Consider the following 23,415-nt stretch of genomic DNA (forward strand, 5'->3'; position numbering starts at 1 on the left):
ACGTGGCAACCACGACGCTGATCCGCGGCGCCGATCTCGTGGCGGCGCCGTGGAAGAACGGCGGCGGCGTCACGCGTGAGGTAGGGGCGTTCCCCGAAGGCGCTGGGCTCGATGCGTTCACATGGCGCGTGAGCATCGCCGACGTGGCGCAAGCGGGGCCGTTCTCGCGTTTCGCGAGTATCGACCGTACGCTGGTGTTGTTGTCGGGTGCGGGCATGTTGCTCGACGAAACCGGCGACACCGGCGCTCACGCCGTCAAGACGCACGCATTGACTCAGCCGCTCGATATCGCGCAGTTTGCGGGCGAAGCGAAAATCGATGCACGCCTCGTCGACGGCGCCACGCGCGACTTCAACCTGATGGTCCGCCGTGGCGCGGCGGTGGGCGAAACAGATGTGTGGCGCGGCGCTACGCAACATGTTTTATCCGCCGACGTCGTGCTGTTGTTCTGTGCAAGCGGTTCGGTTTCGGTCACGCTCGGTGACGAGATTCAACCGCGCGTGCTGGAAGCCGACGACACACTGCGCATCGACACACCGAACGGACTGTCATGCGCGGTCGAGGGCGCGGGCGCATTGCTCGCGATCAGCATCCGCTATACGTAATCACCGCAACGATGACGACGATTCGCGAGCGCGCTTGAATCCGGCAAATGCCTGACAAAAACCGGCAAAGCGCGCCGCGAACCACCCCACACAGACACGCAACGAGCTGCAAAGAGCACGCGATGAAGCAAACCGTCTGGCATCACCTGAAACTCTGCCCCGAGGGCGATCCCCAACATACGCTGCCTGATGCCGCGATCGCCGTTGAAAACGGCAAGATCGCGTGGCTCGGCGCCGCTTCTGATTTGCCCGCCAGCTACGCCGCGTGGCCCCGCGAAGACCTGCACGGCGCGTGGGTGACGCCGGGCCTCGTCGACTGCCATACGCATCTGGTGTATGGCGGCCAGCGTGCGGATGAATTCGCGCAGCGCCTCGCGGGCGTCAGCTATGAAGAAATCGCACGGCAGGGCGGGGGCATTGTCTCGACGGTGCGCGCCACGCGTGCCGCTGACGAAGACTCGCTGTTCCGCCAGTCGGCCGCGCGCCTCGAACCGTTGCTCGCCGAAGGCGTCACGGCGATCGAAATCAAATCCGGCTACGGCCTCGATCTCGCCAGCGAGCGCAAGATGCTGCGCGTCGCGCGCCGGTTGGGCGAACGCTATCCGGTGACGGTCTATACGACGTTTCTCGGCGCGCACGCGTTGCCGCCCGAGTTCGCCGGCAGAGCCGATGCCTATATCGACGAAGTCTGCAACACCATGCTGCCCGCGCTGGCCGACGAAGGACTGGTCGACGCCGTCGACGTGTTCTGCGAGCGCATCGGTTTTTCGCTGGAGCAGAGCGAGCGCGTGTTCCGGGCCGCGGAGCGCTACACACTGCCGGTGAAAATGCACGCCGAGCAGTTGTCGAACGGCGGCGGCACGGCGTTGGCCGCGCGTCACCATGCGCTGTCCGCGGATCACCTCGAATTTCTCGACGAAGCCGGTGTTGCCGCGATGAAAGCGTCCGGCACCGTGGCCGTGCTGCTGCCCGGCGCGTACTACTTCATCCGCGAGACGCAATTGCCGCCTTTGGACTTGCTGCGGCGCTATCAGGTGCCGATCGCGATTTCCACCGACAGCAATCCCGGCACGTCGCCCACGACCTCGCTGTTGCTGATGATGAACATGGCGACCACGCTGTTCCGCATGACCGTGCCCGAAGTGCTGCAAGGCGTGACCACGCATGCGGCGCGTGCGCTTGGCAAGGCGGATCGACACGGCGCGCTGGCTGCCGGGCGCGCGGCGGATTTCGCGGTGTGGTCGGTGGACACGCTGGCCGAGCTGGCTTACTGGATTGGGCGTCCGTTGTGCGCGCGAGTCGTGCGCGCGGGCGAAACTGTTTATACGCGGCGTGATTTGAGCTAGGGCCTGAGAGATGATGCAATCAAAACAATCGCTATTCGCCGATCACGCCTATCTGCCCGACGGCTGGCGCCGCAATGTGCTGCTGGAATGGGACGCAAACGGCACCTTGACATCGGTGACGCCCGATACGGTGGCGCCTGACGGCGTGCAAAAAGCGGCCGGTCCGGTATTGCCTGGCATGCCGAATCTTCACTCGCATGCGTTTCAACGCGCGATGGCCGGCCTTACCGAGTATCGGGCGAATGCGACAGATAACTTCTGGAGTTGGCGCGATCTGATGTACCGCTTTGCCGCGCGAATCACGCCGGAAGGGCTCGCTGCTGTCGCGCAGTGGCTGTACATCGAAATGTTGAAGGCGGGCTATACGTCGGTCTGCGAATTCCATTATGTGCACCACACGCCGGATGGCAGCCGCTATGCGAACCAGGCGGAACTGGCACAGCGTGTGGTGGATGCGGCATCGGCGAGCGGCATCGGCATGACGATGCTGCCCGTGCTGTATCAGTACAGCGGTTTCGGTTCGCGCGCCCCGCGCGAAGATCAGCAGCGCTTCATCAACACGCCGGAGAGCCTGCTCGATCTGCTTGGCACGGTGCGTGCGGCGCGTCCGGAGAGCGCTGCGCTGCGTTATGGCGTGGCACCGCATTCGTTGCGCGCGGTATCGGCCGATTCGTTGCGCACATTGTTGAGCGGCATCGATAGCCGCGCGCCGGTTCACATCCACATTGCCGAGCAAACCGCCGAAGTCGACGCCTGCCTCGAAACCGAAGGCGCGCGGCCGGTGCAGTGGCTGCTTGATCGTTTCGAGGTCGACAGCCGCTGGTGCCTCGTGCACGCCACGCATGTCGATGCGAACGAAACGCTGGCGCTCGCGAAAAGCGGCGCGGTCGCGGGTTTGTGTTTGACCACCGAGGCGAATCTCGGCGACGGCATTTTTCCGGCCCAGGAATATCTCGACGCGCAAGGGCGCATCGGCGTTGGTTCGGATAGTCATATCGGCGTCGACTGGCGGGCGGAATTGCGTTTGCTCGAATACGGCCAGCGCCTGACACGCCGTCAGCGCAACGTGCTGGCATCGGCGCAGGCGACGCACGTGGCCGATCGTTTGTTCGACGCCGCACTTGAAGGGGGCGCCCATGCGACGGGTCGTGCGGTCGGCGCGTTGCAAGCCGGTCGCCGTGCCGACTGGCTGGTACTCGACCCGGATCATTCGAGCATTGCCGAACACGCACCGAACGCATGGCTCTCGGGCGTTGTATTCTGCGAGCATGGCGAGACGCCGATTCGCGACGTCTATGCGGGCGGCGACAAGGTCGTCGACAACCGCCGCCATCGCGATGAAGAGGGTGCTTACGCGCGCTATCGCGGGGCGCTCGCCGATTTGCTCAGGTAAATGGCTGACGCCACGTGCGGATGCGAAATGCTTGCGCGAACGGCTGAACGAGCCGAGCCTTCGACTTTTACCGACCCCATCGATTCCGGACTGACATGACTGCTTCGTCTACTGCCACTACGCCGCCGGTTCTATCGCTGCATCAGGGAAGCCTGCCGCTACTGATTTCGATCCCGCATCTGGGCACGCAGATCCCCGCCGATATCGCCGCAACGATGACGCCGGTCGCGCAGCGCACCGACGACTGCGACTGGCACCTCGACCGTCTCTACGCGTTTGCGAAACGCATGGGCGCGTCGATCCTCTCGCCGACCTACGCGCGCTATGTGATCGACCTGAACCGTCCGCCCGACGGTGCGAATCTTTATCCGGGGCAGGACACCACCGGCTTGCTGCCGGTCGATACCTTCGACAAGGAAGCCTTGTACCTCGATGGCCATCTGCCGACCGACGCTGAAGTCGCGCGTCGGCGCGATGCCTACTGGAAGCCCTATCACGATGCGCTGATGGGCGAGCTGGCGGCGCTGAAGGCGAAGCACGGCAACGTGCTGCTGTGGGAAGCGCATTCGATTCGCTCGCACGTACCGCGTTTTTTCGAAGGACGTTTGCCGGATTTCAACTTCGGCACGTCGAATGGCGCCAGCGCGGTGGCCGGATTGGGCGAGGAATTGGCCGCGGTGGTCGGGCGGCACGGGGCTTATTCCGCGATCGCGAATGGGCGCTTCAAGGGCGGGTATATCACCCGGCACTACGGGCAGCCGTCGCAGGGTGTGCACGCGGTGCAGCTCGAGTTGTCGCAGATTACGTATATGGAAGAGCGCATGCCGTATGCGTATGACGAAACGCTGGCGGCGAAGGTCGAGCCTTTGCTGGAAGAACTTGTGACGACGGCTTTGGCGCGCGTCAGGGCCGGTTGACAGCGGCAGTTGGACTGCAGCCGCTTGAGCGGGCTGCGGTCACAGGTATTCGTCTTATTCTCTCCACGCGGTTCGCCACGCTTCGCATTTCGCGAGGCCGCGACCGCGTCGGCTCACACCGCAAAGGTGTAACAGCTTGTGTCCGTGATTGCATGCCGCGGCTTTCGCGCCGAACGTATAGAACGTTGAAGAATGTGCCGGCATGCACCGGCTCAGGATGAGCAGAAAAAAGCCCCGCGAATAGCGGGGCCTTTCAATGTTCACCCTTGGGGTGTTCCGTAGCCATTAGTGGCAGCGGTTTTCCCAATGATGGTGGACGCGCACTTTGTGGCATACCTTGTGATGATGCTCGTTGGCTTGAGCGGGAGTGATCGCGCTGAGGGCAACTACGGCTGCTGCGAGGGCAAGAATGACTTTCTTCATTACAGAATCCTTAAATCGACGTGATGGTGCTAACGCTACAGCACGAAGCGTGCCGTAACGGTGCGAAGGATGCCATACATCGGGTACTTAGCGGGGGAACGCCGACCAAATGCATGGGTCAACTCAAAACGTCGGGCTTCGTGGCGTTTTATCCCCGGGCGTCGGCGCGCCGTGGTGTGTCATTTCGATATCTCGACAGTCGCGGAGTGCGCACGTGGGCATTGCGCGCCAGGCGCTGAAGCGGCTACCCTTTCAGAACGATGACGTGTGCGAGCGCGTCATCCGTACATCGGGCAAAAGATGGAAGACCCAGCGATGGAAGATTCCGACGAATTGCTGCTCCCAGTCTGGCGAGCGAACCTGGTGCTGCTGACCCGCGAGGTCGGCGCCGCGACGCGTCTGGCACGCATGATGACCTTTTCCGCCAGCTACCTGAAATTGATGTTGTCCGGCCAGCGCGAATTCAGCGAGGAGTTCGTGCGCGGAATCGAGGCGGTCACCGGCTTGCCGAATGGCTGGATGAATGTATCGCATACCGGGCAGGACATACCAGCCAATGCGCGCGAAGCGATCGACAACGAGCAGCCGCTCGCGCGTTTTCGCGGCACGGCGCATCCCGTGCGCAAGAAGACGGTGCTACGCCCGCCCGAACCGATTTTTGGCCAGACGGGTCCGGCCAAACGCGTGGAAGAAGAGACGCTCGACGCCGAAGCGCATCGGCGCCAGGCGCACTTCCGCAAAGTTCGTGATCTGGCGATGCAGGACGTGCGGCGTTTCGAGCGGCATTTGAGTCATGCGCCGGTGGACCTTGCATCGATGCGCTCGAAAGTGGAGGACGTGATCGCCGCCGCCGATCTCGACGATCCGATTCAGGCTGACCTGGCCGGCCGGCTGGAGCAGATCGAAAAACATCGGCATCTGTTGCTCAGGCATGTCGAGCGGTTGCAGGCTTTGCTCGGGCAAATTGGGGGAGGGGATTGATGCGCACAGGTGAGCGTCGTTGCTGCATGCAGCGCGTACGGGAAGGCACGCGCGCTTTCCGTCGCTGCCTGCGTTGTCACCGCTGATCGCGCGCATGACGCGGCGCGGGGTGTTCATGAAGTTGGCCGCCGCGTTGGGGCTGATTGCGTGCGTAACCGTCGCGCAGGCTGAGGGGCGTGCCGCGAGCGGTTCAGGTGCCGCCAGCGCCGCTAATGCCAGCGCCGCCAATTCCTCCGATATCGCCAACGACGACCTCTCTCCGTCGACGATGGAGCGTGATGTCCACCTCTTCGTGATCCAGAAGGACGGCTCCGTCGAAGAACACGACGACACGGTCCTGCGGGCCAACACGACGAGCGGCGTCGACGATATCGCGCAACGTTACGTGTGGTTCAACAAGGACATCGAGCAGGTGCAATTGCTGGCCGCGGAAACGATCGACCCGAACGGCGTCGCGCATCCGGTCGGGCCCGAAGCGATCCGCGACGTGCAGGAACCCCGCTCGGCCGGCGCGCCGAGTTTCGAAGACGGCGTGTTGCGCACGGTGATCTTTCCAGGTGTCGAACCGGGCTCGCGCGTGCATCTGGCGTTTCGCAAGACGCGCACGATGCCCCTGCAGGCCGGCACATTTGCCTACCTGGTCGAACCGACGCGCGACCCTGTCGAGATGCAGCGCCTGATCTTCGACCTGCCCGCCGACGTGCCGCTCCATGCTGATGCGCGCGGCTACGTTGCGCTGCCGCCGGTCACGGCGAACGGCCGCACGCGCTACGAATTCGATTATCAGCACGGCCCCTATGCGCCACTCGAAGCGGGCGCGGTGGGCTATGCGAACTGGGGCGACCGGCTGATGGTGTCGACCGTCCCGGACTTCGCGAGTTTCGCCGCGCGCTATCGCGGCCCTGCTGCCGACGCGACGATGAACGCGCCGGCCATCGTTCAACTCGCACGGAGTCTGACGGCCCAGGTGAGCGACCCGCGCGCGAAGGCGCAGATCCTGTACGACTGGATGCGCCTGAATATTCGCTACGTCGCGCTGTTTCTCGGCGAGACGGCGGCGATCCCGCATAAGGCGATTGACATCCTGCATAACCGCTATGGTGATTGCAAGGATCATGTCGCGTTGTACAGCGCACTTCTCGCCGCAGTTGGCATCCATAGCGAGGCCGTGCTACTCAATCTCGGGCCTTACTACAGTTTGCCGGAGGTGCCGGGCTACGGTGAAAGTGCAATCAATCACGCAATCGTCTGGATTCCTGATCTATCGTTATTCGCCGATACCACGGCCGGTGGCATGAGTTTTGGCTATTTGCCGCCGAGCGTGATGGACCGTCCCGTTCTGCTGGTCGACGAGGGGGTGTTGAGCCGCACGCCGGCCACCCAGTTGCGCGAGCGCACGGCGCGCCTGCAGATCGACGTCGACGGGAACGGGGCGGCGAACTACGCGTATCGCGTGGAAGATGCCGGCTATACCGCGGAGCTCGAACGCAATATGTTTCGACGGGCCACGCGGCAGCGCACGCAACAGATTGCGGCGAACCGTCTATTGCTGACGGGCTTGCATGGCACGGCGCAGTTGCGCACGGGCGATCTGAGCTTGACCGACGGATCTTTTTCCACGTCGATGCAGGGACGAGTGGCGCATTTCGTCTGGACCGATGGCACGACGGCCGTGCCGGCCTTGACGAGCTTGTCCGGCGGCATGGCGGGGCAGCTCCAGGCCTGGCTGGCCGAGCCTGCCAGGACGCAGCCATGGGCCTGCATCGGCGGGGAATTCGATGAGACGCTGGAAATGACGCTGCCGGGTTTCGCCCGCGTGACCGATGTGCCGCCGGATGCCACGGTGAAGGATCGGTTCCTCGAGTTTTCTTCGCGCTACGTGTTCGATCCTGCCGCACGGGTCGTGCAGGTCAGGCGGCACCTGCGAGCTGCGTTTGGCCACCAGATGTGCTCGGCCGATGAATTTGCGGCCGTGAAGGATGATCTGGTCCGGATCGAACGGGATCTCGACGCCGAGGTGGTGGTGACGGTTATCAGGTAGGCATGTGTGGCTTCGGGAGGGCTATGGCAGTGGCGGTGAAAAAGTACCGCCACTTGCCGCCCGTACAACAACGCGGTCATGAGCAAAAAGGAGCCGTCTAACTTCCGCTCTTGGTCACGATAGGCACCCAGCTTCCGCTCTTGACCTGATACAGCGTGGAAGCGCCGCTCTTCAATGCCCCGGTGCTGTCGAAAGAAATCTTCCCGGTCACGCCGTCGTAATCGATTGTCTTGAGCACCGGCCGGTAGACGGCTGGCGAGGTGGATTTAGCCTGCTGCATCGCCTTGATCGCGGCCCATGCCCCGTCATACCCGAACGGTGCGTACGACAGGATATCCACCCCGAAGCGCTTCTTGAACTTCGCGGAAAAGTCCTTGCCGCCCGGCAATTGGGCCAACGGTCTGCCATATTCCCAGGCCATTGCGCCTTCGGCCGGGTCGCCGGCGAGCTTGATGAAGTCCTGGTCCATCACACCGCCGCCACCCACCAGTTGCGCGTTCATTCCCAGTTGTTTCATCCGCTTCGCGAAACCCGCCGCCTGCGTATCCAGGCCGCCGAAGAAGATCAGATCCGCGTTGGTCGCCTTGATCTTGGTGATCTGCGTGCTGAAGTCCACCGCGTGATTGTCGGTGTATTCGCGCGTCACGATGTTGCCGCCATGCGCCTTCACGGCCTTCTCGAACTCGTCGGCCTCGCCCTGGCCGAACGCGGTGCGGTCGTCGATGATCGCAATGCGTTTGGCTTTCGTCACTTCGACGGCGTAGACGCCCGCGTTGCCGGCGTTCTGCGCATCGGTGGAAATCACCATGAAGGTGTTCGCAAAGCCGCGCCCGGTGATGATCGGATTGGTGGCGGCTGGGTCGATCACCGGAATACCCGCCTGCTCGTACACCTGCGAGGCGGGAATCGTCGTGCCCGAATTGAAGTGGCCCACCACCACCGATACGCCCGCGTCGACCAGCTTCTGCGCGGCCTGCACGCCGACGCGCGGGTCGGCCTGGTCGTCCTCGGAGATGAGCTGGAATTGCGCGACCTTGTCGCCGATCTTGATCTTCTGTGCGTTGGCTTCTTCGATTGCGAGCCGGACGCCGTTTTCCAGATCCTTTCCGTAGCCGGCGTTGGCGCCTGTCAGCGGGGCGGCGAAGCCGATCTTCACCGGCAGGTCGTCGGCGAAACTGGCTAGCGGCGCGATCGCGAAGGCAGCGCTAACGAACAGAGCAAGCGGTTTCAGCGTGTTGCGAAGACTCATGGTCTCTCTCTCCATCGACAGTTTCAGGTGTGAAAGCGGTAAGGCTGTAACACTGGATCGACCTCTTGGGGACATCCATGGGACGTTTTCCTGGATGCGCAGCGGCGTTCACATGCTGGTCAATCTGGCGCGAATATAGAAAGCCAATTTGCGACCGTCTTGGCAGTTCGCGGCGCTTTGAATGAGCATTTCGGCATAGTCCGCAGAGCGCTTGGGCTGGCGGCCTGTCAGCGGCGGCGCGCGGGTGCGGATTGCGGCATATGCTTAAGAAGGAGGATGACCGGTAGCTGCGGAAGAAAGGGAGGGAGGCAGCCGGGAGACGGCGCTCGGGAAACCGGCGCGAGCGCGCCGGCTTTACTACGGCGGCACAGCCGCGAACATACTTGCGCGGACTGGCCGGAAAAAGGAAAGACCCGAAAGACAGCGGGCAAAAACTACGCCCTCAACGCTCGCCTTGCTGGCGCAGCAACTCTTCGCGCAGACGCAGAAGGGGCGCCTTGGTCTCTTCGTCAGCCCAGGTGTCGAGATCGTCGATCGCGCGCTGGCAGCCGTCGAGCACCAGGTCGATGTCCACCGGCACGCCGTTGTTCAGCGCGAATTCGATGGTTTCGGCAAACTGCTGGCACTCGTCCTCGCCGTACGAAATGTCGAGATTGTCGGCGATGACTTCGGCGATGTTGCTGCGTGCCTTGTCATCGGGCGTCACCATGTCGACGATGCCGCGCGCCACCGCCGGCGAATAGTAAAGCGCGATGTCGAGCCACTGTGCGGGATCGAAGTCGGCCTGGTCGAACTGGTTCTCGAAGTACTCGATCGCTTCCTGCTCGTGCGCTTCGTCCGCGTCGACGCTCATGCACAACTGCTCAAAAAATTCTTCCCGCTCGCTGCGGATATAACCGTCCATCGATGCCTCGTCTGCTAAATGCCGGATGCCTGAAAAATACGGCGCGGGCGGGTGGCGGCCCCGGCCTGCGCGGCACGCATTATAGGACGCCCGGCTGACAAGCGCGGGTCATGTGCCCTGCAGCCAGATCGTGGCGTGCCGCCGGCGTACCCAAAGCAACGCGTCCTTATGCATGCCGTGACGAGGCCGCTCCGTGCAAGCGCAGTTCTCTCTGCCCGCCTAGGCTGTCTCGGCCACCCACGCGTCGAACCATTCCCGCGGTTGCGCGATGTCGTTCTGCGCGGCCACGAGCTCCAGCTCGTAGCGCCCGGCTTGCCATGTCGCTTTCACCACCGCGTTCACGGCGGCCAGCGTGTGCTCGAAGGCCGCGCGGATCGAATCGCCCAGCAGCGTGCGCGCGACAAACACCGCGCTCGTCAGATCGCCGACGCCCACCGGCTGCCGCGCAAACGGGTAGAGCGGACGCTGCCCCATCCAGGCCTCGCGCTCGGTGACGACCAGCATGTTGAAACGGTCGGCGGGGCTGTTGCGATCGAGCAGATGTTTGACCAGCACGAGCTTCGGCCCGCGGGCGATGACCTCGCGGCACGCGGTCACCGCTTCTTCGAGCGTCTCGATCTCACGGCCCACGAGGCGCTGCAACTCGGTGTGATTCGGCGCCATGGCGTCGGCCACCTCCGGCATGGTGCGTACGAGAAATTCCTGAATGCCCGGTTCGACCTTGCAGCCGCTCGCCGCGCCCATCACCGGGTCGCAGAAGTACCACGCGCGCGGATTGGCGGCTTTCACCGCCTTGACGATCTCCAGCACCGCCTGCGCCTGCTCGGGCGTGCCCAGATAGCCGGACAGCACGGCGTCGCAGCGCGGCAGCATGCCGATCGCGCCGATGCCTTCGACGAGGTCTTCCATCTGCGAGGCCTCGATCGCACCGCCGGTCCAATGGCCGTATTGCGTGTGGTTCGAGAACTGCACGGTATTGAGCGGCCAGACATTGACGCCGAGCCGGCGCATCGGGAAGACGGCCGCGCTATTGCCGGCGTGCCCGAAGACGACATGTGACTGGATGCTCAGAACGTTTTTCGTCATGGTGTGGCCACGCGCAAGCGGGGTGCGCGATCAATGAGAACGGAAGAATGGCCGCGGTAACAGACCGGCCTGGGCCGGGCGTCTCAAGCGGCGTGACTGTTCCAGATGGTGCAAGAAAAATGCGCGATCTGCATCGTGAGGAAACAATACATGAGTTTGTCACGCGCGAGTTGATCCGTCCCCGGCTTGTTGCGTCGAACCATCAAATAGGGGAGGGTGGGGCCGACTCTCAGACGAGTTCCCTATACAGCGCCAGGTAGCGCTCGGCCGAGGCGCCCCAGCCGAAATCCTGATGCATCGCGCGACGTTGCGTGGCTTTCCACTCGGTACGCCGGTCGTAGAGCGCAAACGCGCGGCGGATCGCAGCCGCCAGACCCTTCGGCTCGAATCGTTCGAATACGAAACCGGTGGCCAGATCCTCGGCGAGATTTTCGAGCGACGCGTCCACAACCGTGTCCGCCAGACCGCCGACGCAATGCACGAGCGGCAGCGACCCGTAAGCCAGCGCATACAGTTGCGTGAGTCCGCAGGGCTCGAATCGCGACGGCACCGCGATCACGTCGCTGCCCGCGATGATCGTATGCGCGAGGGTTTCGTCGAAACCCAGTTCAACCGCCACCGATTCCGGATGCATGTGCGCGACGCGTTTCAAACCGTTTTCGAGCGCCGGGTCGCCGGTGCCGAACACCACCAGCTGACCGCCGCGTTTGACAATTTCGGGCACCGTTTCGAGCAGCAGGTCGAGGCCCTTCTGTTCGGTTAACCGGCTTACCACGCCGAACAGCAGCGCATCGCTTTTCTGCGCGAGGCCGAAACGCTTCTGCAGCGCCTCCTTGCATGCCAGTTTGCCGGCCAGGCGGGTGGCCGTGTAGTGATCGTCGAGCAGCGCGTCGGTGGCGGGATTCCATACCGAGTAGTCGACGCCGTTCAGGATGCCGCTCAGATCGTGCGAGCGATGGCGCAACAACCCATCGAGCCCGCCACCCTGGGCGAGTGTCTGGATTTCGCGGGCGTAGGTCGGGCTGACGGTGGTAATACGGTCGCTGTAGAAGAGGCCTGCCTTCAGGAACGATAACTGCCCATAGAACTCGACGCCGCGCATGTTGAAGAAGTCGTCCGGTAATGCCAGCTGACCGAACTGATGCGCCGGAAAAACCCCCTGATACGCGAGGTTGTGCACCGTGAAGACGCTGCGCGCGAACGAGCGGCCGTGCTGCCGTTCAGCCGCCTTCAGATAGGCGGGCGCGAGTCCGGCATGCCAGTCGTGCGCGTGGACGATCTGCGGCGCCCACGCCGGGTCGAGGTGCTGCGCCAGTTGGGCCGCGACCCAGCCGAGCAGGGCGAAACGTTGCGCATTGTCGCCGTACGGTACGTGTTCGTCGTTCAGATAGGGGTTGCCGGGCCGGTCGTACAGCGAGCCGGCGCGGATGACGTAGACGATCAGGCCGTTCGACGGCAGCGTGCCCTGTTCGAGCGTGACGCCCGGCGAATCGAAACGGCGGCCCAGTTGCGCCACCGGCCGCAAGTCGGTCAAGCCGGCGACTACCGCCGGAAAACCGGGCAGCAGCACCCGCACATCGGCGCCGCGCTCGATCAGCGCGGGCGGCAATGCGCCCGCGACGTCGGCAAGACCGCCCGTTTTGAGGAGGGGATACAGCTCGCTTGCGACGTGCAGGGCGCGAATCGTCATAGGCTCGGTCTCGTTCCTGTTGGTGCGGGAGTGCGGGTTTGCGTCAGTTCACCATGAGCGGCCGGACCGGCGTGCAGTTCCGCCGGCCCGTTCGCTTTGCCGTCCGGCGAGGCTTGATCATGTTCCCTTCTGCCGCAATGCCTCCGGCGTGACCAGCACCACGCCGTCGTCGGTGCGATAGAAGCGCTCGGCGTCCGCGACCGGATCTTCGCCGATGATCGTGCCGTCCGGAATGGTGCAGCCGCGGTCGATCACCACTTTTTGCAGCCGGCAACTCGCGCCCACGGTGACCTGCGGCAACAAGACTGCCTCATTGATGTTACAGAACGAACTCACTTTGACGTTCGACGACAACACCGAGCGCGAAATCTGCGAGCCGGAAATGACGCAGCCACCGCACACGATCAGATTGTTGCCGGAGCCCTGCAAACCTTTCATGTCGCGTACGAACTTGGCAGGCGGCAGCTGTTCCTGATACGTCCAGATCGGCCAGCTGCGGTCGTACAGATCGAGGGTCGGGATGGTGGAGGCGAGGTCGAGGTTGGCTGCCCAGTAGGCGTCGATCGTGCCGACGTCGCGCCAGTACGGCTCCACGTTCGGGTCCGACGACACGCAGGACATGCTGAACGGATGCGCGATCGCCGTGCCCTGTGTGACGACACGCGGCAGGATGTCCTTGCCGAAGTCGTGATCGGTATCGGCGCTCGAGATGTTCTCTTCGAGCAGCGAATACAGGTAATCGGCGCTGAACACGTAGATGCCCATGCTGGCGAGCGCCGAATCCGGGCGGCCCGGCATGGCGGGCGGATCGGCGGGTTTTTCGACGAAGCCGGTCACGCGCCGGTTTTCATCCACATGCATCACGCCGAAGGCCACGGCGTCCATACGCGGCACCTCGATGCAGCCGACCGTGCAATCCGCGCCGCTCTCCGCGTGATCCGCGATCATGCGCGTGTAGTCCATCTTGTAGATGTGGTCGCCCGCCAGCACCACCACGTATTTCGGCCGGATCGAGCGGATGATGTCGAGATTCTGGAACACGGCGTCCGCGGTGCCGCGATACCAGTGCGCGCCTTCCACGCGCTGTTGCGCCGGCCACAGATCGATGAATTCGCCGAATTCGCCGCGCAGGAAGCCCCAGCCGCGCTGCAGATGGCGCAACAGCGAGTGTGCCTTGTATTGCGTGACCACCGCGATGCGGCGGATGCCGGAGTTCAGGCAATTGGAGAGCGCGAAGTCGATGATCCGGTACTTGCCGCCGAAGTGTACCGCCGGTTTGACGCGCTTGTTGGTGAGCGGCCCGAGCCGCGTGCCCCGTCCGCCCGCGAGGACGATGGCCAGAGTGGTGCGTTGCAGATCGTTCAACCGTGCCGGAGTTTCCATGTCTGTCTCCTTTTGTTGACAGGCGTTAGCGCTTTGGCGCTTACCCCTGTCCCATGCAGCGCATCGATCCAGAGTGAGCATTGTCGGCCGGAGTTGACGCTTGGGCTGTCGACTGGCGTTGGCGCTTTGCGCTGACTCCAGCCCCATGCCTAGCCCTGACTCCAGCCCCATCGGGCTTACTCCGGTCCCATGCAAGATAGTTGCTGATTGGTATTCCCCGGATGGTCTTGTTTTTTCGCCCTGCGTTATTGCTTCGTGCTGCCAGGCGGCTTTTGTCTTCGCGAGCCCGTCTGCTAGTTCTAGCACCGATTTGCCGCGGGCGAATAGTGTGAATTGTGCGGATGCTGTTCGCGCGGCCGCTTTGCGAACGATCAACCCTTGCACGGGACGTATCCGTGCGCCACGACACATAGGGCGTAAGGCGAACCTTCTTCGCAATATGCGTGCCACACCGGCCGGTGCCGGTACGAGCCATGCGCGCATGGCAGCAGAGTCTGGCGACAGAGTCCGGCGGCGCATCGTAGAATCGTCCGCTCTGAACGGGGTGCGGGCGCTGGCTTGCCGGCGCACGTGGTCTGTATGCTTCATGCTGATTTCTCTTTGCAAGAAACGATCGATGAGTTTCCAACGTCAGTCTTTGTCTGTCATCTTGAGCGCCTGCGTGCTAGCCGTTACGCCCGGTGCTTTCGCCGTCACGCCGGGTAGCGGCGCCGTTGCGGGTAGTCAAGGTAGTTGGGGTAGTCCGGGTAGTTCGGCTGGTTCGGGCCGTTCGGGTCATCCTGGTAGCCCGGTTAGCCCTGTTAGCCAGCCCGGTTCCGGGACTGCCGGCGCCGTTCCGGCATCAACCGCCGACGACAGCGGTCCGGCGTACGGTCCCGAGTTGCAGGGCTTCAACTATCCGGCGCCGGTCGGGCAATACGCCTTCACCTCACAGGGCGTGGCGCTGCACATGGCGTACATCGATATCAAGCCAGAGCACGCGAACGGGCGCACGGCCGTGTTGCTGCACGGCAAGAACTTCTGCGCGGCGACCTGGGACGCGACCATCCATCGCCTGAGCGACGCCGGCTACAGGGTGATCGCCCCGGATCAGATCGGCTTTTGCAAATCGAGCAAACCCGAGCACTATCAATACAGCTTTCAGCAACTGGCGCGCAATACGCATGCGTTGCTCGAATCGCTCGGCGTGACCGATGCGACGATGATCGGCCATTCGACGGGCGGCATGCTCGCGATCCGCTATGCACTGATGTATCCGCGTGAAACGCAGCAACTGGTGCTGGTCAATCCGATCGGGCTTGAGGACTGGAAGGCGAAGGGCGTGCCGTCGCTATCGGTCGATCAATGGTACGAGCGCGAACTGAAGACGACTGCGGACAGCATTCGCCGTTACGAGCAGGCGACCTATTACGCCGGCCAATGGCGCGCCGACTATGAGCCGTGGGTGCAGATGCTGGCGGGGATGTACCGCGGCCCCGGCAAACAGATCGTGGCGTGGAATTCCGCCTTGCTCTACGACATGATTTACACCCAGCCGGTGGTGTACGAGCTGAGCCACCTGAGCATGCCGACGTTACTGCTGATCGGCCAGAAGGACACGACCGCGATTGGCAAGGATGTAGCGCCCCCTGACGTGCGAGCGAAAATTGGCCATTACCCCGAGCTGGGCAAGGCCGCCGCGAAGGCGATTCCGCACGCGACGCTCGTCGAATTCGCCGAATTGGGGCATGCGCCGCAGATGCAGGACCCACAGGCGTTTCATAAGGCGCTGCTCGATGGGTTGGCGGCGGTGCCGGCCAATCGGTGAGCGTTCAAACGGCTTTCTGTCCGGTTACCGTATTCCTGTGTCGCTCACCACAAGGCGAAACTGCTTGCTGGCCATTTTCAGGTCCTTCGAATTTCCCGGGGAGACAGTTTTCGGACAGGCTGTAGTCGGCCAGGTGCAGCCGTTTTTCCTTGGATCGATTACGTCCGCTCCTAAATTGGCACCAGCCATTTACCACAGGAGGATTCGCTACCTTTACATGCAGGCAAAGCGAAAGTTCGGACATTAGGCAGCACCCGCCATGCACTTTATGGCTAACACTTGTTTGCGCGGATCTGAAGCGTGCGAATGTTAGAGCTGCTTCGCGACAGACTCTCCCACTATTAGCTTATGCCGATGCGGCGGCCTCGACCGCTTCCTCTTCCGGCGGAGGAGTGTGGGTCTGCCGGATTTGCTCGATCATCTTGGTTAAGACATCGAAGGCGGTTTCCGGCGTGGCCTGCGTCGGGGTTGGCTTGCTTGGGTTTTGGTGTGCGATCCAGTCGCGATATTGCTTGATTTGCTTCACCTGCCCGATGAGATCAGAGTCAACTTCGCCTTTGAAAAGGTTGAGAATCTCACCAAACCTCCAGTACTCAACTTCACTTTCGAACTTTTCTGCCAGCTTGTTGGCATACTGCTGCGGATATCCTGCGGCCAGCAGACGGTTCGCCGTTTGCAGATGCTCGATGACGAAGCGCTCGAATGTGGCGAACAACGCCAAAATGGCCAGGTCAGCTGCTTGCTTTGCTGCGTCTTCAAGGGCGGTATTTGCTTCCTCCGGCGTTGCCCCAATGAACTGTGTGCGCCGAATGAGTTCTTCGTGCTGGATTTGAATCGTGCGCGTGGCGACTTTGAAGCAATCGTTCGCGACAGCAAATGCCTTATAGACGGGATCCAGTGGATTATTAAAATTCATAGTCGGAAACGTCCGTGAGCAGATCAAGAAACAGACTTTCTTCTACGCGCTTTGCCCGACGTACCCTGGCCTCAATCCAGTACCAGCCCTCTCCGTCGACTCCAGAAAGCATGGGTGTCGACGATGACGTTACAGTTTTTCCACCAATGATAGTTTGCGTCGAAAACGCCGGACCTTTTCCAACATAGAAAAGGAACGCATGTCTCGTCACACGGCCAATCAGGTCCACTCTTCCGTGCGCGCCGATGATTTTTGATCCGGCAGGCAGGATCTTGGCCACTGATACTCCGTCCTTCGATATGTAAAGGCACGGGGCATCATATTGGGCCATTTGCTCTTCACTGAGCGTTACAGCGTCGCGTTCCACGGTTAGGCCACGCTCTCTACACCAGCCACTCACTTCTCCCAAAAAGGTCGTGACGCGCTGCACATACTCGACGGAAGAAAAACCTGCGTCTTCAGTTTTCGGTTCAGCCACTTGCTATCCTTGTGTTGTCACAATGTGCTCACTGCGGCACGCCAACGCCTGTCGGCACAGTCGATATATTGACCGTATCAGTGAGATATGGGCAGATGTTCCCATGCCCACATCTGAGGCCTCAGCGTACCATTGAATCCATCGCGAAATCTGCGAAGCTGGCATGTCGCCAGGTCCTTTCACAACAGCGTTCGGCGCTAGAGATAGGCTTCCTGATGACGATAACTTGCAACAGCCAGATCCGCCGCCCATCGGGAGGATCCACAGGCGTTTCATAAGGCGCTGCTCGATGGGTTGGCAGCGGTGCCGGCCAATCGATGAGTTTCGGCGCGTGTGTTGCGACTGGGCGACCCGATGCTCGTGTGTCCAGGGCCGGCAACCGTTCGACAAAAAAGAAGGGCGGCCTGCGTTGATACAGGCCCCCCTTTTTTGTTACTTGCCTGCGTTGTTACTTACGGGCACCTAACTCATCACGCACTTGCGCGCCGATCTCGAACGAACGCAGCCGTGCTTGGTGATCGTAGATTTGCGCGGTCAGCATCAACTCATCCGCACCGGTCTGATCGATGACCGACAGCAGTCCTTCGCGGACCGTATCGCGATCGCCGATCACGGAGCAGGCGAGCGAATGCGCGATGCCGTTCAACTCCATCTCCGATGCTTCGACCCGCTCGACCGGCGGCTGCAACTGACCGGGCGTGCCGCGCCGCAGATTGATGAATTGCTGCTGCAGCGACGTGAACAGACGCCGCGCTTCGTCGTTGCTATCGGCGGCGAACAGATTGACGCCGACCATGGCGTACGGTTTGTCGAGCGTCGCCGACGGACGGAATTGCTCGCGATAGACCTTCAGCGCGGTGAACATGTGATCGGGTGCGAAGTGCGACGCGAACGCGAACGGCAGACCGAGCGCGGCCGCCAGTTGCGCGCTGTACAGCGACGAGCCTAGCAGCCACAGCGGCACATGGAGCCCTGCGCCGGGGACTGCGCGAATGCGCTGACCCGGCACGGGGTCGGCGAAATAGCGTTGCAACTCGACGACGTCGTCGGGGAACGACTCTGCGCTATTTTGCAGATCGCGGCGCAGCGCGCGGGCGGTGCTTTGATCGGTACCGGGTGCGCGGCCGAGGCCCAGGTCGATACGATCCGGATAGAGCGAGGCGAGGGTACCGAACTGTTCCGCGATGACGAGCGGCGCATGGTTCGGCAGCATGACGCCGCCGGAACCGACACGGATTTTCCTGGTGCCGCCGGCAACGTGGCCGATCACGACAGCGGTGGCCGCGCTGGCGATGCCGGTCATGTTGTGGTGTTCCGCCAGCCAGAAGCGGCGGTAGTTCCAGTTTTCAGCGTGCTGGGCGAGGTCCAGTGTGTTTTTGAACGCGTCCGCGGGGGTGGCGCCAGCATTGACCGGCGAGAGGTCCAGGACCGAGAAGGGGATCATTTTCTGTTCATGTGATGTTTCGGGCGCTTTCGCGCGATGGGGCATTGTGGCAAAGGTTTTGGTTTTCTGCTGAGGGTGGGGGGATGTCCACGTTCGTGGAAGGGGGTTTTGGGTTGTTGCCTTCGGCGGGGGATGTTTGCCTGCGGCGTTGGGATTTTCTTGGTTTGGGTTCTTTTGGCCTTTCCTTGTTTTGTTATTGGTCTATTAGTGTCGCCCCTGTGCGGGGCGGCACTTACTTCTCTTTGCCGCCGCAAAGAGAAGTAAGCAAGAGAAAGCGGCTCACACCGCTAGCGCATAAGCGGGTCACCCGCGCAGCTACGGTAGTGGTGCATCTGGAATCCGTGTTCTCGCACATTCGGCGGTAGTGACCAGGCGGTCATCAGTTCCCACTCCGCACTGCGTGCGTCGCGGATGGGTCTGCATGGGAAACCAGAGACTTCGGTTCAGTCTGTGAGAGCCATCGGCTTCGCCTCGGCGATGCACCTCCGTACTCTCCCCAGGAACCCCCATTCAAACACCAGGTTGGTGTACTCCAATCACCGTCTCGGGCTAGGACACGAGCGCTAAAACACGATGATTGGTTTTATGAAGTACGCCACGGCGCGCGCAGCGCCGCCGGAAGTATGACGCCTTTGTCACTGGCGCCGAATGTGCGAGAACACCGATTCCAGATGCACCACTACCGTAACTGCGCGGGGGACCCGCTTAAGAATTAGCGGTGTGAGCCGCTTTCTCTTGCTTACTTCTCTTTGCGGCGGCAAAGAGAAGTAAGTGCCGCCCCGCACAGGGGCGACACTAATAAACCAATAAGAAAACAAGGAAAGGCCAACGCCGCAGGCCTACAGACAAACAACCCCAGCGCAGCCAACCCCAGCGCAGCCAACCCCAGCGCAGCCAACCCCCTCCCGTTACATGCAATTCCGATATACATATGTCCGATCAATATTTAACAACCGCATGTAGCGCTGCTACCTTAACCCCCTCGAACAAAGCACCGCATCCATCCAGAAAAGCCACCGCCCAGCCGGGCAAAAAACCACCCTGGGAGACACCATCGTGTCCATCGAATTCATCGGCATGATCCAGACCCGCAAGGTGTCCGAGACCCACGCCCCGCAAGGTCCGGTCATCGACATCGACTACGTGGAGCAATTCGCCCGCGCTCACGAGGCCGCGGGCTTCGATCGCATCCTCGTGCCGCATCATTCGACGAGCCCCGACGCGCTCCTCACCGTCGCGCACGCGGCCAGCGTCACGAGCAAAGTGCACTTCATGCTCGCCCATCGCCCAGGTTTTGTTTCGCCCACGCTCGCCGCGCGTCAACTGGCGACACTCGATCACTATTCCGGCGGCCGTCTCGCCGTCCACATCATCTCCGGCGGCGACGACGCCGAACAACGCCGCGATGGCGATTACCTGTCGCATGACGAGCGCTACGCGCGCACCGACGAATACCTGCACATCCTGCGCCGCATCTGGACCGAAGCGAAACCCTTCGATCATCACGGTCAGTACTATCGTTTCGAACAAGGCTTCTCCGAAGTGAAGCCGGTGCAGCAACCCCATATCCCCGTGTATTTCGGCGGCGCGTCGGCGCCCGCGCTCGAAATCGCCGGACGTCATGCGGACGTCTACGCGCTTTGGGGCGAATCGAAGGCGCAAGTGCGCGAACAAGTGACCCGCGTGCGTGCCGAAGCGGCGAAACACGGCCGTAACGTGCGCTTTTCCGTGTCGTTCCGGCCCATCCTCGCCGCTACCGAAGGCGCCGCGTGGGAACGCGCGGAGCATATCCTCGAGGAAACCCGGCGGCTGCGCGCGGCGCAAGGACTCGGTGTCGGCGGCCCGGCGCAAAGCGAAGGCGCGCGGCGGCTGCTCGCGGCATCGGGTGAGTCGGATCGCGTCGATGAGCGCTTGTGGACCGGCGTCGCCAAGGAAATCGGCGGACGCTCGAATTCGACCGCGCTGGTCGGCACACCGGAACAGGTCGCCGAAACGCTCGCGGAGTACTACGCGCTCGGCGTGTCGACCTTCCTCGTGCGCGGCTTCGATCCGCTCGAAGACGCCGTCGACTATGGCCGCGAACTGATTCCGGCCACTCGCGAACGGATCGCGCGCGTCGAGCGCGTGGCCGCCTGAGCGGCGTCACGATGACCGATCTGTCCGCTGCGCGCCAGCATCGCGGACGAACGGCGCTATCGGCAGGAACGGCTCGCCGTGGCGTTTCGCCTGCTGGCCCGCTATGGTTTCGATCAAGGTCTGGCTGGCCACATCACCGCGGGCGATCCGCAGTGGCCCGATCACTTCTCGGTCAATCCGTTCGGCAAGCACTTCAACCGCATTCGCGTGTCGGATCGGCGGCGGTGCATGGCGCAGCAGGCACGCGCCTGATTTCGACAGCCGCCGCTACCACTACGCCGGCGGCAAGCGATAAAACCGATCCGCCTGTATTCGTCGCACCGTTATGGACCGATACCTTCAATGTCGCGCCCGCCCGCGGTGCGTAAGCGATTCAAACTCACTTACCTTTTGACCATTCGATGACTCAAGCTTTGAGACCGGACCGGCTGCGCGCGTTCGTCGGCCGGATTGCGTCGCTCGTCGACGAACAGGCGCCTGAAGCCCATCTGCTCGAAGCAGGCGGCGCCGCGCTGCGCGACCTGATTGCCCACGACGACTGGTTGCCCGACGCCTTCGCGCAACCCGATCCCGAGCGCTATCAGCAATTTCTGTTGCACGCGGATTCGCGGCAGCGGTTTTCAATTGTCAGTTTTGTATGGGGACCGGGGCAGTCGACGCCGGTGCACGATCACACTGTGTGGGGCTTGATCGGCGTATTGCGTGGTGCGGAAATTGCTCAGGGGTATCACGTCACGCCGGACGGCGCGCTGGAGGAAGCCGGGGCGGCAAAGCGCCTCGATGCCGGCACGGTGGATGCCGTCTCGCCGCGCATCGGCGATATCCATCGCGTGAGTAATGCTTTTCGCGATCGTACGTCGATCAGCATTCACGTGTACGGTGGAAACATTGGCGCGGTGACGCGTTCCGTCTACCCGGCCGGCGGAGGCCGTAAGACCTTTATCTCCGGCTACTCGAACGACGTGTTGCCGAATATCTGGAATGTTTCGAAGGAGTCCCTGATCTCATGAGTGTCACTAAAGCGTTCCGTATCCGATCATTCAAAGACGTGCGCCGCGCGCTGCTTGAGCGCGAGGAAATCGCGCTCGTGGATGTGCGGGAAGAGGATCCGCATGCGCGCAGCCATCCGCTGTTCGCGGCCAATCTGTCGTTGTCGCGGCTCGAACTGGAAGCGCCTGTGCGCTTGCCGCGCCGCGACGTGCCGGTCGTCGTATTCGACGACGGTGAAGGGCTTGCCGACCGCGCCGCGCGCCGGTTGAGCGAGCTGGGCTATACCGATGTCGCATTGCTTGAGGACGGCTTGCAAGGCTGGCGCGAAGCGGGTGGAGAGCTGTTCCAGGACGTCAACGTGCCGAGCAAGGCATTCGGCGAACTGGTCGAAAGCGAGCGCCACACGCCGTCTCTGGGTGCGCCGCAGGTACTGGCGCTGCTCGATCACGAAGCCGATGTGGTGGTGCTCGACGCACGCCGCTTCGATGAATACCAGACCATGAATATTCCCGGCAGCATCAGCGTGCCGGGCGCGGAACTGGTGCTGCGCGCACGGCAGCTTGCGCCGAACCCCGCCACACGGATTATCGTCAATTGCGCGGGGCGCACGCGCAGCATCATCGGCGCGCAGTCGCTGATCAATGCGGGCGTGCCGAATCCGGTTGCGGCGCTGCGCAATGGCACCATCGGCTGGACGCTTGCGGGCCAGGCGCTCGCGCACGGCAGCACGCGCCGCTTCGATCCGATTGCCGATGACGCACTTCGCCTCGCCGCTGCCGATTCCGCACGCGGGGCGGCGGATCGCGCCAGGGTGGGCCGCACGTCGCGCGACGAAGCGCGTCGCTGGGCCGATGAAGCGGTACGCACCGTCTATCGTTTCGACGTGCGTACACCGGAAGAGTATGAAGCGGGCCACGTACCCGGCTTTCGCAATGCGCCGGGCGGTCAACTCGTGCAGGAGACCGACATGTTCGCGCCGGTGCGCGGCGCACGCGTGATCCTCGCCGACAACGACGGCGTGCGCGCGAACATGACGGCCTCCTGGCTCGCGCAGATGAACGTCGAGGTCTATGTGGTGGACGGGCTGGGCAACGCGGACTTCAGCGAAAAGGGCGCCGCGCCTGCCGCGCGTTATGCACCCACGCCGCCTGCTGTCGATGAAATCACGCCGGCCGGACTGGTGACGCTGTTGCAATCGCCCGGCACGGTCGTGCTGGACTTCACGACCAGCGCGAACTATGTGAAGCGCCATATTCCCGGCGCGTGGTTCGCGATTCGCGGGCAACTCGGGGAAGCATTGCACAAGTTGCCGGATGCGCAACGTTATGTGGTGACCTGCGGCAGCAGTCTTCTTGCGCGCTTTGCCGCGCCCGAGTTGGCAGCGCTGACGGGGAAGCCAGTGCACGTGCTAAGCGGCGGCACCAGCGCGTGGATCGAAGCAGGCCTGGCCGTCGAAAGTGGCGAGACGCGTCTGGCGTCGCCGCGCATCGATCGGTATCGCCGGCCGTATGAGGGAACCGATAACGCGCGCGAAGCGATGAATGCGTATCTGGAGTGGGAGTACGGCCTCGTTGCCCAGCTTGGGCGCGATGGAACACACGGTTTTCGCGTGATCTGATGGCGATG

The 23,415-nt window shown here is 62.6% G+C and carries 19 protein-coding genes and 1 pseudogene; 11 read left to right on the forward strand and 9 right to left on the reverse strand.

The genetic code is table 11. The features are described from left to right. The first annotated feature begins 2 nt into the window (after positions 1–2). From PQQ95_RS32510 to hutG, 4 genes are all read left to right on the forward strand, one after another. The gene (locus tag PQQ95_RS32510) at positions 3–605 is read left to right on the forward strand and encodes a HutD/Ves family protein (protein WP_408445376.1); all 603 of its coding nucleotides are present in this window, start codon (positions 3–5) and stop codon (positions 603–605) included. Positions 606–727: 122 nt separating this feature from the next. Further along, on the forward strand, positions 728–1,951 hold the full coding sequence (gene hutI, locus PQQ95_RS32515) for an imidazolonepropionase (protein WP_408445379.1): 1,224 nt from the start codon (positions 728–730) through the stop codon (positions 1,949–1,951). Between the two features lie 10 nt (positions 1,952–1,961). After that, a complete protein-coding gene (locus PQQ95_RS32520) occupies positions 1,962–3,344 on the forward strand; it encodes a formimidoylglutamate deiminase (protein WP_408445382.1) in 1,383 nt (460 codons plus the stop codon). A 95-nt stretch (positions 3,345–3,439) separates the two neighbouring features. Beyond that, entirely contained in the window at positions 3,440–4,261 is an 822-nt protein-coding gene (gene hutG / locus PQQ95_RS32525; RefSeq protein WP_408445385.1) for an N-formylglutamate deformylase, read from the forward strand. A 285-nt stretch (positions 4,262–4,546) separates the two neighbouring features. Here the strand turns inward: hutG and PQQ95_RS32530 are convergent, their stop codons facing one another. Next, the gene (locus tag PQQ95_RS32530) at positions 4,547–4,684 is read right to left on the reverse strand and encodes a hypothetical protein (protein ID WP_408445388.1); all 138 of its coding nucleotides are present in this window, start codon (positions 4,682–4,684) and stop codon (positions 4,547–4,549) included. 315 nt (positions 4,685–4,999) lie between these two features. On the opposite strand from PQQ95_RS32530, the gene PQQ95_RS32535 reads away from it, so the two are divergent. Beyond that, positions 5,000–5,665, forward strand: coding sequence for a hypothetical protein (locus PQQ95_RS32535; RefSeq protein WP_408445391.1), 666 nt, complete (start codon positions 5,000–5,002; stop codon positions 5,663–5,665). A 115-nt stretch (positions 5,666–5,780) separates the two neighbouring features. Then, positions 5,781–7,706 carry a DUF3857 domain-containing transglutaminase family protein gene (locus PQQ95_RS32540; protein WP_408445394.1) on the forward strand — a complete coding sequence of 642 codons (1,926 nt, stop codon included), beginning with the start codon at positions 5,781–5,783 and terminating at the stop codon, positions 7,704–7,706. A gap of 97 nt (positions 7,707–7,803) precedes the next feature. Here the strand turns inward: PQQ95_RS32540 and PQQ95_RS32545 are convergent, their stop codons facing one another. The 5 genes from PQQ95_RS32545 to glgC all read right to left on the reverse strand — a co-directional run bounded on the left by PQQ95_RS32545 (position 7,804) and on the right by glgC (position 14,018). After that, positions 7,804–8,955 (reverse strand): branched-chain amino acid ABC transporter substrate-binding protein, encoded by a 1,152-nt coding sequence (locus tag PQQ95_RS32545; protein ID WP_408445397.1) that lies wholly within the window; start codon positions 8,953–8,955, stop codon positions 7,804–7,806. A gap of 442 nt (positions 8,956–9,397) precedes the next feature. Beyond that, the gene (locus tag PQQ95_RS32550; protein WP_408445400.1) at positions 9,398–9,859 is read right to left on the reverse strand and encodes a hypothetical protein; all 462 of its coding nucleotides are present in this window, start codon (positions 9,857–9,859) and stop codon (positions 9,398–9,400) included. A 219-nt stretch (positions 9,860–10,078) separates the two neighbouring features. Next, positions 10,079–10,945, reverse strand: a complete 867-nt coding sequence (gene pdxY / locus PQQ95_RS32555; protein ID WP_408445403.1) for a pyridoxal kinase PdxY — start codon at positions 10,943–10,945, stop codon at positions 10,079–10,081. A 229-nt stretch (positions 10,946–11,174) separates the two neighbouring features. Continuing rightward, complete coding sequence (gene glgA, locus PQQ95_RS32560; RefSeq protein ID WP_408445406.1) at positions 11,175–12,635, reverse strand: glycogen synthase GlgA; 1,461 nt, start codon at positions 12,633–12,635, stop codon at positions 11,175–11,177. A gap of 117 nt (positions 12,636–12,752) precedes the next feature. Beyond that, a complete protein-coding gene (gene glgC, locus PQQ95_RS32565) occupies positions 12,753–14,018 on the reverse strand; it encodes a glucose-1-phosphate adenylyltransferase (RefSeq protein WP_408445409.1) in 1,266 nt (421 codons plus the stop codon). Between the two features lie 616 nt (positions 14,019–14,634). Here glgC and PQQ95_RS32570 point away from each other — a divergent pair. Next, positions 14,635–15,825: an alpha/beta fold hydrolase gene (locus PQQ95_RS32570; protein WP_408445412.1), complete on the forward strand. Its 1,191-nt coding sequence runs from the start codon at positions 14,635–14,637 to the stop codon at positions 15,823–15,825. Positions 15,826–16,171: 346 nt separating this feature from the next. Here the strand turns inward: PQQ95_RS32570 and PQQ95_RS32575 are convergent, their stop codons facing one another. The 3 genes from PQQ95_RS32575 to PQQ95_RS32585 form a co-directional block, all read right to left on the reverse strand. Beyond that, positions 16,172–16,741 carry a hypothetical protein gene (locus PQQ95_RS32575; RefSeq protein ID WP_408445414.1) on the reverse strand — a complete coding sequence of 190 codons (570 nt, stop codon included), beginning with the start codon at positions 16,739–16,741 and terminating at the stop codon, positions 16,172–16,174. Continuing rightward, entirely contained in the window at positions 16,731–17,219 is a 489-nt protein-coding gene (locus PQQ95_RS32580; protein ID WP_408445415.1) for a hypothetical protein, read from the reverse strand. Before PQQ95_RS32580 ends, PQQ95_RS32575 begins: the two co-directional genes overlap by 11 nt. A gap of 448 nt (positions 17,220–17,667) precedes the next feature. Continuing rightward, the gene (locus PQQ95_RS32585) at positions 17,668–18,663 is read right to left on the reverse strand and encodes an LLM class flavin-dependent oxidoreductase (protein WP_408445418.1); all 996 of its coding nucleotides are present in this window, start codon (positions 18,661–18,663) and stop codon (positions 17,668–17,670) included. A 1,056-nt stretch (positions 18,664–19,719) separates the two neighbouring features. Between PQQ95_RS32585 and PQQ95_RS32590 the strand changes: the two genes are divergently transcribed. From PQQ95_RS32590 to PQQ95_RS32605, 4 genes and pseudogenes are all read left to right on the forward strand, one after another. Continuing rightward, entirely contained in the window at positions 19,720–20,799 is a 1,080-nt protein-coding gene (locus tag PQQ95_RS32590) for an LLM class flavin-dependent oxidoreductase (protein ID WP_408445421.1), read from the forward strand. A gap of 30 nt (positions 20,800–20,829) precedes the next feature. Then, positions 20,830–21,015, forward strand: a pseudogene (locus PQQ95_RS32595) (class II aldolase/adducin family protein); the annotation flags it as partial. A gap of 185 nt (positions 21,016–21,200) precedes the next feature. Then, positions 21,201–21,809: a cysteine dioxygenase family protein gene (locus tag PQQ95_RS32600; RefSeq protein WP_408445424.1), complete on the forward strand. Its 609-nt coding sequence runs from the start codon at positions 21,201–21,203 to the stop codon at positions 21,807–21,809. Continuing rightward, on the forward strand, positions 21,806–23,407 hold the full coding sequence (locus tag PQQ95_RS32605; RefSeq protein WP_408445427.1) for a rhodanese-related sulfurtransferase: 1,602 nt from the start codon (positions 21,806–21,808) through the stop codon (positions 23,405–23,407). Before PQQ95_RS32600 ends, PQQ95_RS32605 begins: the two co-directional genes overlap by 4 nt. Positions 23,408–23,415: the final 8 nt, after the last annotated feature.

Source organism: Paraburkholderia caffeinilytica (assembly GCF_046030355.1).
GTDB lineage: Bacteria > Pseudomonadota > Gammaproteobacteria > Burkholderiales > Burkholderiaceae > Paraburkholderia > Paraburkholderia caffeinilytica_B.